This window comes from Naasia aerilata (assembly GCF_030296595.1).
Lineage (GTDB): Bacteria > Actinomycetota > Actinomycetes > Actinomycetales > Microbacteriaceae > Naasia > Naasia aerilata.
Genome location: NZ_AP027731.1, coordinates 3,108,350 through 3,121,172 on the forward strand (window position 1 = coordinate 3,108,350; position 12,823 = coordinate 3,121,172).

At 68.6% G+C, this 12,823-nt stretch carries 11 protein-coding genes and 1 pseudogene; 9 read left to right on the forward strand and 3 right to left on the reverse strand.

Annotated elements, in window-relative coordinates:
• Nucleotides 1–101 precede the first annotated feature (101 nt).
• Nucleotides 102–1,595, reverse strand: a complete 1,494-nt coding sequence (locus QUE51_RS16140; protein WP_286277373.1) for a purple acid phosphatase family protein — start codon at nucleotides 1,593–1,595, stop codon at nucleotides 102–104.
• Between the two features lie 204 nt (nucleotides 1,596–1,799).
• On the opposite strand from QUE51_RS16140, the gene QUE51_RS16145 reads away from it, so the two are divergent.
• Complete coding sequence (locus QUE51_RS16145; RefSeq protein ID WP_286277374.1) at nucleotides 1,800–2,456, forward strand: type 1 periplasmic-binding domain-containing protein; 657 nt, start codon at nucleotides 1,800–1,802, stop codon at nucleotides 2,454–2,456.
• A 19-nt stretch (nucleotides 2,457–2,475) separates the two neighbouring features.
• On the opposite strand, the gene QUE51_RS16150 is transcribed toward QUE51_RS16145, so the two are convergent.
• The gene (locus QUE51_RS16150; protein ID WP_286277375.1) at nucleotides 2,476–3,477 is read right to left on the reverse strand and encodes a citrate/2-methylcitrate synthase; all 1,002 of its coding nucleotides are present in this window, start codon (nucleotides 3,475–3,477) and stop codon (nucleotides 2,476–2,478) included.
• Nucleotides 3,478–3,790: 313 nt separating this feature from the next.
• Here QUE51_RS16150 and QUE51_RS16155 point away from each other — a divergent pair, with 313 nt between their 5' ends.
• The 7 genes and pseudogenes from QUE51_RS16155 to QUE51_RS16185 all read left to right on the forward strand — a co-directional run bounded on the left by QUE51_RS16155 (nucleotide 3,791) and on the right by QUE51_RS16185 (nucleotide 9,798).
• Complete coding sequence (locus QUE51_RS16155) at nucleotides 3,791–4,942, forward strand: citrate/2-methylcitrate synthase (protein ID WP_286277377.1); 1,152 nt, start codon at nucleotides 3,791–3,793, stop codon at nucleotides 4,940–4,942.
• A 154-nt stretch (nucleotides 4,943–5,096) separates the two neighbouring features.
• Nucleotides 5,097–5,909: pseudogene (locus tag QUE51_RS16160) on the forward strand (branched-chain amino acid aminotransferase); the annotation flags it as partial.
• A gap of 139 nt (nucleotides 5,910–6,048) precedes the next feature.
• Nucleotides 6,049–6,819, forward strand: coding sequence for an SDR family NAD(P)-dependent oxidoreductase (locus tag QUE51_RS16165; protein ID WP_286277378.1), 771 nt, complete (start codon nucleotides 6,049–6,051; stop codon nucleotides 6,817–6,819).
• A 42-nt stretch (nucleotides 6,820–6,861) separates the two neighbouring features.
• A complete protein-coding gene (locus QUE51_RS16170; RefSeq protein ID WP_286277379.1) occupies nucleotides 6,862–7,452 on the forward strand; it encodes a gamma carbonic anhydrase family protein in 591 nt (196 codons plus the stop codon).
• Between the two features lie 639 nt (nucleotides 7,453–8,091).
• Nucleotides 8,092–8,466, forward strand: coding sequence for an ArsR/SmtB family transcription factor (locus QUE51_RS16175; RefSeq protein WP_286277380.1), 375 nt, complete (start codon nucleotides 8,092–8,094; stop codon nucleotides 8,464–8,466).
• Between the two features lie 44 nt (nucleotides 8,467–8,510).
• Complete coding sequence (locus tag QUE51_RS16180; protein WP_286277381.1) at nucleotides 8,511–8,816, forward strand: DUF7882 family protein; 306 nt, start codon at nucleotides 8,511–8,513, stop codon at nucleotides 8,814–8,816.
• A 40-nt stretch (nucleotides 8,817–8,856) separates the two neighbouring features.
• On the forward strand, nucleotides 8,857–9,798 hold the full coding sequence (locus QUE51_RS16185) for an aldo/keto reductase (protein WP_286277382.1): 942 nt from the start codon (nucleotides 8,857–8,859) through the stop codon (nucleotides 9,796–9,798).
• Between the two features lie 424 nt (nucleotides 9,799–10,222).
• Here QUE51_RS16185 and QUE51_RS16190 read toward each other — a convergent pair whose 3' ends face one another.
• The gene (locus QUE51_RS16190) at nucleotides 10,223–11,227 is read right to left on the reverse strand and encodes a LacI family DNA-binding transcriptional regulator (RefSeq protein WP_286279439.1); all 1,005 of its coding nucleotides are present in this window, start codon (nucleotides 11,225–11,227) and stop codon (nucleotides 10,223–10,225) included.
• A 178-nt stretch (nucleotides 11,228–11,405) separates the two neighbouring features.
• Between QUE51_RS16190 and QUE51_RS16195 the strand changes: the two genes are divergently transcribed.
• The gene (locus tag QUE51_RS16195; RefSeq protein WP_286277383.1) at nucleotides 11,406–12,659 is read left to right on the forward strand and encodes a sugar ABC transporter substrate-binding protein; all 1,254 of its coding nucleotides are present in this window, start codon (nucleotides 11,406–11,408) and stop codon (nucleotides 12,657–12,659) included.
• Nucleotides 12,660–12,823 lie beyond the last annotated feature (164 nt).

Sequence of the window (12,823 nt, forward strand, 5' to 3'; positions counted from 1 at the left end):
CGGGATGAGCGCGCGGCCGGACAGGTGAAGGCAGGTGGGAGGAGCCAGGGCCCCTCCCACCTGCCGGGTCGAGCGGATCGCTCGCGCAGGTGGGTGCCTGCCTACTTCGCGGTGTGGATCACGACCTTGTCGATCGTCGAGCCGACCGGGAGCGCCGAGCTCGCGCCCTCGTCCGGACCGCACCACTTGACCTTGCCCAGCTCGACCGCGGCGTTGGGGGCGGCACAGGTGCCGCTCCGGATCGCCTCAACCTGCAGCTGCTTGTCGTGCACCGAGACCTTGATGTAGCTGCGCACGTGCTCCTGGTTCTCGACCGAGTTCGCCCAGTGGTTGTCCGGGTTCAGCGGGTCCGGGCCGTAGGAGGAGCCGACGATCGGGTCGGTCAGGTCGTAGTACTTGGAGCCCGAGGCCGAGTTCGCGGTCACGTAGATGACCCCGCCCGGTCCCTGGAACACCTCATCCTGACCCGGCTGCTCGTCGGGGTTCGCCTTCTGGCCGTTCTTGATCTCGTAGCTCCGCGAGTACGAGTGATCGTGGCCCTGGAGGACGAGGTCGACGCCCAGGTCGGAGAACGCCGTCGGGAAGTCCAGGCGGCGCTTCTGGTTGTCCGCGTCGTTGGCGTGATCGGCGGGCGAGTAGATCGAGTGGTGGTAGACGAGGACGATGTGGTCCGCGTCGGCGCCGTGCGCACCGACGACGCTCCTCACGTAGGCGAGGTGCGCCTGGTCGGCGTCCACACCGGCCGCGCTCGTCGAGTAGGCGTTGCTGTTGAGGTCGATGAAGAGGGTGTCGCGGTACTCGAACCAGTAGTCACCGCCTGACTCGGTCGCGGTGTTGGTCTTGTAGTACTGGGGGCCTCGGTCGGTGTTGGGCGTCCACAGGTGCTGCTCGTAGGCCTTGCCGCCCACGTCGTGGTTGCCGATCGTCGCCACCCACGGCACGGAGCGCAGCTGGGTGGGCGCGAGGAACGCGTCCCACTGCGCCTCGGTGTTGGCCGTCTCGACCTGATCGCCTCCCGAGACGAGCAGCTCGGCGTTGGGGTTGGCCCCGACCGCGACATTCATCGTGTCCACCCAGCCGGCCTGATCCTTGGCGAGGTTGCCGGACGAGCCGATCTGCGGGTCGCCGAAGAACAGGAAGTCGAAGTTGCTGGCGCCGAAGTTGCGGGTGCCGAAGTCGTAGGTCGGCGACCAGGCGCCGTCGCCGCCGACGCGATAGGAGTACTTCTTGTTCTCCTCGAGGCCGGCGATGGTGGCGTGGGCGTTGTAGCCCCCGTTCACCGTGTTGGGCGCAACGACGGCGTCGAAGGTGAGCGCGTCCGCCGGGAACTCGCCCTTCTTGACCTTGCTGCTCAGCGCGACCTGCACCACCTGCGGGGTGGGCGCGGTGGCGTACCAGTTCACGACCCTCTGGGACTCGTCTGCTCCGACCAGGAGGATGACGTCGGTCGTCGTCGAGGGAGTGGCCGCCTGAGCCGCCGAGACGAGGCCGCCGAGGGCCATGGCGGCGCACACCGCCGCAGCCGCGACACCGATCGCAGCCCTCCTCGGGAGCCGGTCGAAGGGCGAGCGGGGCGCCCGCAGATTGGTCTGCATCTAGCAATCTCCTTGGAAACGGATATCAGGACCGTGTGGCCCCACGAGCACGCTTCCGGCCGGAGTTGACGGGGCGGTGAACGGCAGGAGAACCCTCCTGTGTGCCCGCGCCAACAGTCGGACGAGGGCGGGTCGGGCGGTCTTCCGCGCCGCTCTCGTGCGATAGAAAGAGCACGCTTTCCGATCGTCTGGAGGACGCTCGCCGTGCCGAATCGAACCGGACTCCTTCCCGCCGCGACCGCGGCGCTGGTCCTGACCGCGCTGCTGACCGGATGCGGATCCGGCGGCGGGCCCACCGCCCCCGCCCCGACAGGCAGCCTCTCGGCGGGCTTCCTCGGCCAGGCCTCGCCTCCCGCGCCCGAGGCCACCATCCAGCCCGCGGCGGGGTCGTGGGACGGCGTCCACCCGCCGAAGGGATACCGGGTGGTGCTGCTCACGGAGGGCGAGGATGCGGGAACGACGGCCCTCCGGGACGCCGTCACCGACTGGGCGGACCGGGAGGGTGTCGACGTGCAGCGGGTGGTGGTCACCGACCCGAGCCTCGCGATCGACAAGATCGTCTTCGCGATGAGCTCGAAGCCGGATCTCGTGATCGCGGCGGGCGGCTCCCTCGTCGATCCGCTGGCGCTCGTCACCGCGAGCCATCTCGACAGGCAGTTCCTCGTCCTCGGTGCTCAGCTGCCGGAGCCCACCTACAACGTCACGGCCACCGTGTGGGATGGCGCGTCCAGCCGCGGCAGCGAGATCGCCGGTGAGTCGGGCACGGTGACCGTCACGCCGGAACGGGCTCAAGAGGCGGTCGAGGCCGGGGTCGCGAGTGTGGTGAACGACCTCACCGGGATCGTGATCTGGTTGAGCTGACGGCCTCCGCCCGGTGGGTTCAGCTGCCGACGTAGCGACCGGTGGGACGCAGCCGCATCGGCTCCTGGGAGTACTCCTCCGCGGCGTGAGCCAGCCAGCCGACTGTCCGCGCGATCCCGAAGATGCCCTCCGCAGCGGTCGGCCGCATGCCCCCTGCCGTGGAGATGGCGGCAAGCGCCAGGTCGACGTTGGGGTGCAAGCCCGTCCGTCGCTCCACGATCTCGACGATCTCGCGGACAGCGCGGGCGACAGGATCCGAGGCGGAGGAGTCCTCCAGGCGCTCGAGCAGATAGCGGGCTCGGGGGTCCCAGCCCGAGTACAGCGGATGCCCGAATCCCGGCAGGCCGTGCTCGCTGTCCCTCATCATCTCCGCGAGCGCCTGCTCGGGACGTTCCCCACGGACCACTCCGTCGATGAGTCGCCGGCACGCCCGGCTCGAGCGGCCGTGGAGCGCAGAATCGAGTGCAGCGAGACCGGTGGCCACGACCCCGTAGGGGGTGGCTCGTGCCGAGGCGGCGGCGCGCGCGGCCAGGGTCGACACGGCGAGATCGTGTTCGATGAGGAGGATCAGCGCCGCATCCACGAGCCCGGTCCGGGCAACGGTCGGGGGAAGCGGAGAGAGCTTGTGCCACAGCCTCTCCGCAAGAGAGCCCGCCTCCGACCCCTCCCCGATCGCGCTGGGAAGGCTGTCGACGAGACCGCCGAGGAGGTCCGGAGCCACCAGCCAGACGGCCGGCGGCTCTGCCGTCGCGCGCAAGGAGTCCGAGGCGCCGAACACTGTCACGGCCACCTGCAGCAGGTCGCGGATGCCCGCCTCCGCCGGCATGGCGTCCAGCACGGCTCGCGCGGACGCGACGGAGCTCGCATCCGCCTGGAAGCGGAGCCCTGATCGATGTTCCCCTGTCAGCACGAAGGCCGCCGCGGACTCGAAGGTCATGGACGCCGCAAGTTCGACCGCGCGGACCCCACGGAAGTAGAGGTCGTCGTCCTCGATGAGCGCGATCTCGGTCTCGATGACCATCAGAGGGGATCCTTCGGATGCCTCCAGTCGCGCCGCGTGACGTGAGGCGCTCCGTCTCCGTTTCTGGGCGAACCGCTCCACCTCCATGGGATCGAACTGAGACCCCTCCGCGGTCCGCCGACGCACCAGAAGGCCTCGGGAGACATAGGCGTACAGGGTCTCCAGCTTCACGTCGAGGCGGGCGGCCGCTTGCGCGGCTGACAGCTGCACCGTCCGGTTCCGCTCGTCCACAGTGCCTCCAGGTTGATGGAATCAACGTTGACCTCTCGATCGATCAACCTCATCTTGATAGCAGAGGGAAGGGGAACACGCCATGAGCGCTCATACGACTGACGCAGGCCGCTTGGACGTCCCGGCAGGGCTGAGCGGCGTCGTGGTCGCCGACACCACAGTCGGTGATCTGCAGCCCGAGCGCGGCTACTACACCTACCGGAATCACTCCGCGCTCGAACTCGCGCGAAGATCGTCGTTCGAAGCGGCCTGGCATCTCCTCTCCGTCGGACATCTGCCGACGGAGAGCGAGTTGGACGCGTTCCGCTCGGCGGTACGGCCGTTGCGTCGCGTCCCGCCCGGGCTGATGGAGTCGGCGGGCGCGGCCGGCGTCACCCCTCGTGATGCGCTGCTCCAGCTGGCGTCGGGCTTGGCGGGCGTGAGCGTCGTGGACGGCATCCCCGCGCTCTACGACCACCCGGATCGCCGCCTGCGGGACGCTCTGCGGCTGTGCTCCGTCGCGCCGACCCTGGTGGCCTCCGCGGAACGGGCACGGCTCGGGCAGGCCCCGGTGCTCCCGTCGACCGAGCTGGACCATGCGGCCAACTACCTGTTCATGCTCCGAGGAGCCGAGCCGACCGAGCGGGAGGCCGCAGCTCTCACCAACTACCTCGTCTCCACCATGGATCACGGCTTCAACGCCTCGACGTTCGCGACTCGGGTCGTCGCCTCGACGGGTGCGAGCATCACGGCGGCCCTCATGGCCGGGCTCGGAGCGCTGTCCGGTCCTCTGCACGGCGGAGCGCCCAGCAGGGTCCTCGATGCCCTCGACGAGATCGGAACGGAAGCCCGCATCCCGTCGTGGGTCGAGTCGAGGCTGAGCGCCGGCGAGCGGATCATGGGGTTCGGCCACGCCGTCTACCGCGGCCCCGACCCGAGGGCGGACCTGCTGCGCGAGGTCGCCGTCGCAATGGGCGGAGACCGCGTCGCTCTCGCGGTGGCCTTCGAGCAGGAGGTCGTTCACCAGCTCGAGCGCGCGAAGCCGGGGCGCCGGCTCGCAGCGAACGTCGAGCTGTACGCCGCCGTCGTCATGGAGCAGTGCGGCATTCCGCGTCACCTCTTCACCGCGACCTTCGCGATCGCGCGGATGGTCGGGTGGGCTGCTCATGCGCTCGAACAGGCAGAGCAGCGGAAGATCATCCGCCCCTCCGCCCGATACGTCGGCGGCGCAATGGTGCCCCTGCCCGAGAGCTGACGTCCGGCTCAGCCCCATCGCCCGGCATCGAACCGCGGCACAACCTCCTCGAACGGAAGGCACGCCCGTGTCTGGACTCATCGGCACATCGCGGCAGCAGCCGCGTTCCGCGGCCACCCCGACCCCGGGCTTCGGACGTCAGTTCACGCCTTCCATGTTCTCCATGGACTGGTCGAGCGCCGGCGGCTGGCACGACCCTCGCGTGGAGCCCCGCGCGCCGCTCTCCCTCGATCCTGCCGCCGCCGTCCTCCACTACTCACAAGCGGTCTTCGAGGGGTTGAAGGCCTACCGCGCCCCCGACGGGAGTGTGCGGCTGTTCCGTCCGGAGGTCCACGCCCGCCGCTTCCGAGCCTCCGCCCGGCGACTCTGCCTCCCCGAGCTCGGGACCGACCTCTTCCTCAGGTCCCTGCAGGAGCTCGTCACAGCCGACGAGGGGTGGATCCCGGAACCGCCCGCGAGCCTCTATCTGCGCCCCTTCCTCCTGGGGACCGAAGCGTTCCTCGGGGTTCGGCCTGCGGAGGCGGCGCAGTTCCACGTCATCGCCAGTCCGGCGGGCGACTACTTCCCGGGAGGGCTTCGGGCCATCGACATCTGGGTCTCGCGCCGGTTCAGCCGCGCCGGCCGCGGCGGCACCGGCGCGGCCAAGACCGGCGGGAACTATGCCTCGTCTCTCGCGGCGCAGAGGGAGGCGCAGTCGAACGGCTGCGCCCAGGTGCTGTTCCTCGACGCCTCGGAAGGCCGCTACATCGAGGAGCTCGGCGGGATGAACCTGGTGCTCGTGTATGCGGACGGGTCGCTGGTCACCCCGGCGTCGGAGTCGATCCTCGCCGGAGTGACCGTCGACTCAGTGCTGGCCTTGGCGAGCAGCCGCGGCCATCCCGTGGAGCAGCGGCCGATCGAGCTCGCCGAGTGGATCGAGGGTGCGGCATCCGGCGACGTCGTAGCCGCCTTCGCGTGCGGGACGGCGGCAGTCGTGGCTCCCATCGCCGCGCTCAAAGGCGACGATCTGGAACTGCGACACCGGAACCACCCCTCTCCTCGCTTCCCGCGCTGCTGCGCGACGAGCTCCTCGAGATCCAGCACGGCCTCCGGCCCGACGATCATCGGTGGATGGTGCCCGTCGTGCCGCCGAGCGCGGCGGACGTGTGACCATGGGTCACGTCCTGGTCACGGGCGGGTCGAGAGGGATCGGAGCGGCCATCGTCCGCAGGCTCCTGGCCGAGGGACACCACGCGAGCTTCACCTTCCTCCAGGACGGCGAAGCTGCGGCACGACTGATCGACGAGCAGCCCCGGGCGCTCGCCATCCGCGCCGACGTGCGCGACAGTGGAGCGGTCGACGACGTGTTCGCGCACGCGGAGGGCAGGCACGGGCCGGTGACTCATCTGGTCAACAACGCGGGGATCACCGGCCCTCTCGGGCCCTTCTCGACTTCGACGGAGAAGGATCTCCGCGACATCTTCGACGTGAATCTGTTCGGAACCGCCTCGTACTGCCGGGCGGCGATCTCCCGGTGGACCCGGTCGCGCCATGCAGGGGTCATCGTGAACGTGAGCTCCACCGCCGCCACCACGGGAGCACCCGGGGAGTACGTCGGGTACGCCGCCTCCAAGGCAGCGGTGGACGCTCTCACCCTGGGCCTCGGCCGAGAGGTGGGGCGAGCCGGGATCCGAGTCGTCGGGGTGGCGCCGGGCACGACCCATACGGGCATCCATGCAGCCGCCGGTGACCCGGATCGGCCGGGCAGGACAGCTGAGCGGGCGCCCCTCGGAAGGGCGGCCGAACCTGACGAGATCGCCCGCGTCGTCGCATGGGCACTCTCCGATGCCGCCTCGTACGTGACAGCGGTGACCATCCCCGTGTCGGGCGGGCTGTAGGCGGTCCCCGCCGTCTGGGAGCGCAGGAGCAGGAGGAGCAGCATGCTGGTCGAGCACCGTGGGAAGCGTCCCGAGGTTCATCCGGAGGCCTACGTGGCGCCGACGGCCGTCCTCGTGGGTGATGTCAGGGTGGCCGCCGGAGCGCGCGTGCTGCACCTGGCGGTACTCAGCGGCGAGGACGGCTGGGTGAGTGTCGGCGAGGACAGCGTGGTGATGGAGCACGCCCTCATCCGCGGACGCCAGGTCCATCCCGCCGTGCTCGGCGCGGCGGTGATGGTGGGACCACACGCGCACGTGAACGGGGCCGTCGTCGACGAGGGCGCATTTCTCGCGACGGGCGCGTCGCTCTTCCCGGGGAGTCACATCGGTGCCGGTGCGGAGGTTCGAATCGGTGCCGTCGTGCAGGTCAACACGAGCATCCTTCCCAGTGCGGTGGTCCCCATCGGCTGGGTGGCGGTCGGCACGCCGGCACAGATCCTGCCCCCGGAGCGCCACGACGACATCTGGGCGGCGCAGCGCGAGCTGGACTTCCGCGGCACGGTGTACGGCGTCGGACCGGAGACGACCATGCGCGAGCTGATGCGGGGCCAGTCCGCCTACTACGGGTCGCACGCAGCCGACGAGATTCTCTGATCCGTGGCGGGAGGGCGCGCCGTCTCCTGGCGGCTTCGCTGGAGGCGAGGACGCAGCAAGCGGAGCCGGAGCCTCGGGCCCTCCGGAGGATGCCGAGGGCCCGGGCTCCGAGCGAGAAGGACAGAAGCGTCGGGAGAACCGCCTGGCCTTCGACCGAGGCTCCTTCTTCGCCACCCGATGAGTCGACGATAGAGCGGCGTCCGGGTTCTGCTGCAGGGGCTTCCTCTGGGCACGATTCCAGGACTAGGACCCGACAGTTGCCCGAGGTAGAAGGCGGCCCCCTGCGCGGCTGGGTGATTTCGCGAGGGGGCCGGGTCGAGCAGCAGAGGCGGATGCCGGCGTGGGAGCACCTCGGGTGGCTGCCGATGCGCGGCGGTTCGGGGGGACCGCCGCTTGTCCTCACTGCTGTACCCCATCACTATGTCATGTCCTCATATCTGAGGACACCACCCTGTTCAAGGGGGCGCGGCGCTGAGGGTGAAAAACCGTCGCGAGCTGCGCGCACACCCTGCGCGTCGGCGACGTCGACAGCGCCGCCCGCGCCGGGACTTAGGCCCGGCGCCATCACTCCCTGTGCCTGCTTCCCGAGTGGAAGACCGTATGATGGATTTCGCAAGTACAGAAGAGGCAGGGAGCGTCGTGGAGTATCGCGTAGATCTGCGTGGCCCGCTGTACGAAGTCAAGGCGAACCTCTTCCGCGGGCTCGCGCACCCCGTCCGGATTCGAGTGCTGGAGCTCCTGTCCGCTACGCCGCAGGTCTCCGTGGGCGACATGCTCGAGGCCACCGGCCTCGAGGCGTCGCATCTGTCGCAGCACCTCGCGGTGCTCCGCCGGTACGACCTGGTGGTCGCCGAGCGGCGAGGTCTGCAGGTCTTCTACTCGCTGACCGACCAGAAGGTGGCCGAGCTGCTGGCCGTCGCGAAGTCGCTGCTGGGCACGATGCTGGAGCGCGCCCGGGACCGCCTGAACGAAGCGGAGCTCTGGGACCAGGCCTTCCCGCAGCCTCGCCCCTGATCACTGCCGCACCCTGCCAGAATCACCGACCCGAAGGACGACGTATGGGGCGACTCATCTACGGCTCGGCCGCCGAGGAGCTCCAGGTCGACGACCGAACCCTCGCACATCTGCGGGCTGTGATCGTCAGCAAATGGCGCAGGGGCGAGACGTTCCTCTTCACCTTGCCGGGCCCCGACGGCCAACGGGGCCAGGGCCCTGCGCTGTGGATGCACCCGCGGGTGCCGCTCCGGTTCACCTTCTCGTCCAACTCGAACCACGCCCTGAACCGCCGATGGCTCGACGAGCTTCTCCTGTCCGCAGACAGCGTGGCGGGTCTGCGAGTGCTGAGCGAACCGGTGGACGACTGAGACCCCCGCATCCCGAGAAGGCTCAGCCGGGACTTCTCGGATGAGCCCGGAGCACACCACTCCCCCGCGTCGGCAGATCGGCACGACCGGCATCGGCGTCTTCCCGTACGGGATCGACGGCTCCGTCTTCGGCTGGACGGCGGGCTTCGAGGCCGCCATCGATGTCCTGGACGAGTTCCACGGCGCGGGCGGCACGCTCATCAGCACCGCCGACCACTATGCCGGCGGGCGCAGCGAGGTCATGATCGGCGCGTGGCTGGCCCGCCAGCCCGAGCGCGAGCGCCTCGTTCTCGCGACCAAGATCGGCCGCCACCCCGACACTCCGGGCCTCAGCGCGCGCAGCATCCGCGCCGCGGTCGACAACTCCCTCGAGCGCCTCCGCACCGGCTACCTCGACCTGCTCTCCTTCGACGGCGACCACCCCGAGACGCCCCTCGAGGAGTCGCTCACCGCCGTCGCCGACCTGATGGCCTCCGGCAAGGTCCGCCACCTCGCCGTCTCCGACTTCTCCGGAGCGCGCCTGATCGAGGCCCGCGCCGTCGCCGGCTCCCTCGGCCTGCCCTTCCCCGAGGCCGTGTTCGCCGAGTACAACCTCATGGAGCGCGGCCACTTCGAAGCGGAGATCGGGCCGATCGCGCGGACACAGCAGCTCGGGGTTGTCGCTCGCCTGCCGCTCGCGAGCGGATACCTTCGCGGCGACTTCCGCACCCGCGACGACCAGCCCAGCTCGCCGATGTTCGCCGGCGCGGTCCGGTACATCGGGCGCCGGGGCAACAAGGTCCTCCGAACGCTCGAGACCATCTCCCACGAGGTCGGACAGAACATCGGACGCGTGGCCATCGCGTGGGTGCTCAGCAAGCCGGGCATCTCAGCCGTCGTCATCCACGCCAAAGACGGCCCTGCCCTGCTCGACGTGATGCCGGCCACCGAGCTGCACCTCACCCGTCAGCAGCTCGCCCGACTGGACCGCGTCACCGACTGAATTGGGGGAAGCAAGAAGGGGGCGCCCTATCGGACGGCCTTTGCACGGTCGGGCTGACAGGCGTGAAGCTGCGACCCTGACCGAGGCCGGCGAAGAGCGTGAAGTTGCAAGGGGTTCTGCGCGTGAGGCAGCCGAGGCCACCTGGCTGACCCAGCAGACAGGACGCACGCCATGACGCTGGCTGGACCATAGCTTTCTGTTGCCGAAGACACGCGACAAGCGCCGCAGAGGGCGGCCTTGATGTGAGCGAGCGAGTCAACGTCCGAACTTGTTCGACGCCTCCTGGCACCGGGCGTCAGACGCCGGCCATCCCCCGCTCGCTGACGCCTAGGGCGGAACCGACGAGATGCCGAATGCATCGATCCCCGACTGAGCGCTAGAAAGGGCGAGAATCCTCAGGGACGCCGCCGATGAAGTCGCAACTTCACGCGGACTCTCGCACAACCAGCTTGCACGGCATGCGCTCGATCCCCTGGGCCACCTGGCCACCGATCGCTTCGGAAAGCCGTTGCGCAGCGGCACGGCCTAGCCCTTCGAGGTTCATGTCCACACTCGTCAGCAACGGGCGGCCACCCTCGACAAAGAGGTGCCAGTTGTCCAGTCCCATGACGGCGACCTGCGACGGAACGGCGATCTGATGCTCGCGCAAGATCTCGAGCGCGCCACGGGCGATCTGGTCGCTCCCACACAGAATTGCGTCGAAGTCCACACCCCCGTTGATCAAGCGCTCGGTCGCCGTCCGCCCCCAGGACTCGCTCCACGCGCCGTACAGAGTCTCGCCGCCCGCGAGCGGCAGCTTCGCCTCCGCGAGCGCCGCCTCCACCCCGGCCGCACGGTCGCGGGCCGCTGTGTAAGCCACATCCCCAGTGATGTGAGCGATTCGGGAACGGCCACTCCTGACCAGATACACCGCGGCTTCCGCACCAGCCTGTCGGTCGTCGGGAACCAGGGAGAGGTCGGTGGGGTCCTCTGACGGAGCGTAGACGTACACCACGGGCACAGGAAGGTCATGACCAAGTGATTTCCGCGGATCGGTCGTGCTGCCCACCAGAATCAAACCGTCGACATTCTTCTCGAGCAGCGCCTGGAGGTGATATTGCTCACGTATGGAGTCGCCACGCGCGTCACAGAGCATCACCGAAACTCTGCCGGTCCCGAACGCGTCCTCAGCCCCCATGAGAATCGGAATACTGAAACGCCCGTCCAGGTCACTCGTGATGAGTCCCACGGTACCGGTGTGCTTCGAGCTGATCTTCCCGGCGAAGGAGAGCTTCTCCGCCGTGCGGAGCACCTTGTCGCGGGTCGCGGGATGGACATGCACTCGCCCGTTCAGGGCCTTCGACGCGGTGGCGATGGACACACCTGCCATCTCGGCGACATCGCGCAGCTTCGCCGGCGGCTTGCCCGACTCGTATTGCTGATCTGACATCGTCACTGCGCGCTCCTACCGGCTTTCCCATCAGCGTACCCGATGGTCCGAAAATCTCCGAAACTGCTCGGCGTCTGTTTGACGCACCCCACCCCCACTGCTAGGGTGACGACACGTTTCCGAAACTTTCGGACCCACGTTACCCGAATGTCTGCAATCAACGAAGATGGGAAGACAAATGCAGATCCGCGCTATGCGTCACGGTCGGAGGCGCGTCCTCGCCGCCTCCGCAATCCTCGCCGGACTTGGGCTGCTCACCGCCTGCAGCGGAACAACCGCCGGCGGATCCGACAAGCAGCAGACCCTTACGGTCTGGCATTACTTCAGCGCCCCGGTGCAGGCAAAGGTCATGGATGACCTGGCTGCCACATTCGAGAAGGCTCACCCGGACGTGTCAGTGAAGAACGTCTACGTGCCCCAGAACGAACTGATTCAGAAGCTCACTGCCGGTGTCGCAGCAAAGTCCGGCCCCGATGTGCTCGTCTTCGACGGAGGAACGAGCAGCACCGTCGCGCTTGCCGGTGCTCTGACGCCCATAACTGATGAGTGGAAGTCCTTTCCCGACAAGGGTCAGTTCCCCGACTCCGTCGTCCACTCGGTGAAGGGTGACGTCTACACCGTGCAGGGGTACGTCAACCTCCTCGGCCTCTGGTACAACGCAGACCTCCTGAAGCAGGTCGGCGTGGAGCCTCCTACCACGCCCGACGCCTTCGACGCCGCCCTTCAGAAGGTCGTCGCAGCCGGTCATCAGGGGCTCACCCTGTCGGCCGAGCCGGGAGGAGACTTCAATGCCATGCCATGGATGAGCACGGCCGGCTTCGACTACGCCGATCCGCAGGCGGACGCACTCGCTGCCGCGTTCGACAAGGTTCGGGCTTGGACGGACAGCGGCGCTTTGAGCAAGGAAGCCTCCACCTGGGATCTCACGGAGCCCTTCCAAGCTTTCACCGCCGGCGATGTCGGCTTCTCCGTGAACGGCAACTGGCAGCTCGGCACCGCGAAGAAGGACGCGAAGTTCGATTACGGAGTGCTCCCGCTCCCCCTCGGTTCGAAGGGCAAGGTCTACCTCGGGGGAGAAGCCGAAGGCATCGGAGCTTTCGCCAAGGACCCCAAGCTCGCGTGGCAGTACTTGACCGAAACGTTCTGGAGTGCCGACGGAGAGATCACCTCACTCAAGGAGACCGGCACCATTCCCGCCCGGGCCGACGCCGCGACAGACCCTGCGCTGACACAGGACCCGATCAGCTCCGCCTTCGCGAAGTCCATTGCCGACAACGGCTGGACCTACCCGGACCCGTCTGTCCCGCTGGAGAAGAGCGGCGATGTCCAGGTGGAGGTCGGCCAGGTATGGAGCGCGCTGGTGGGAGGGCAGTCCACGCCGAAGGATCTCGCCGGCGGTCTGGCCGCCAAACTCAAGGAAATCCTCGGCTAGTTCGCTAGTCCAACTTCGAAGGCAGGACGAGACGAGATGTCGTCGCTGATCACCCCCGGGCGGGCCCTTGTACGGCCCGCCCGGGCGCAGACTCGGAAGCGAAGTTCCTGGCGATCTTCCCGCCTCCCCTACCTAGTGCCAGCAGCGCTTTTCCTCGCAGCACT

Excerpts from the sequence above, each read along its gene's own strand:
- QUE51_RS16140 (WP_286277373.1), bottom strand. The coding sequence starts at position 1,595 with ATGCAGACCAATCTGCGGGCGCCCCGCTCGCCCTTCGACCGGCTCCCG.
- QUE51_RS16150 (WP_286277375.1), bottom strand. The coding sequence starts at position 3,477 with ATGGTCATCGAGACCGAGATCGCGCTCATCGAGGACGACGACCTCTAC.
- QUE51_RS16155 (WP_286277377.1), top strand. The coding sequence starts at position 3,791 with ATGAGCGCTCATACGACTGACGCAGGCCGCTTGGACGTCCCGGCAGGG.
- QUE51_RS16170 (WP_286277379.1), top strand. The coding sequence starts at position 6,862 with ATGCTGGTCGAGCACCGTGGGAAGCGTCCCGAGGTTCATCCGGAGGCC.
- QUE51_RS16180 (WP_286277381.1), top strand. The coding sequence starts at position 8,511 with ATGGGGCGACTCATCTACGGCTCGGCCGCCGAGGAGCTCCAGGTCGAC.
- QUE51_RS16185 (WP_286277382.1), top strand. The coding sequence starts at position 8,857 with ATGAGCCCGGAGCACACCACTCCCCCGCGTCGGCAGATCGGCACGACC.
- QUE51_RS16190 (WP_286279439.1), bottom strand. The coding sequence starts at position 11,227 with ATGTCAGATCAGCAATACGAGTCGGGCAAGCCGCCGGCGAAGCTGCGC.
- QUE51_RS16195 (WP_286277383.1), top strand. The coding sequence starts at position 11,406 with ATGCAGATCCGCGCTATGCGTCACGGTCGGAGGCGCGTCCTCGCCGCC.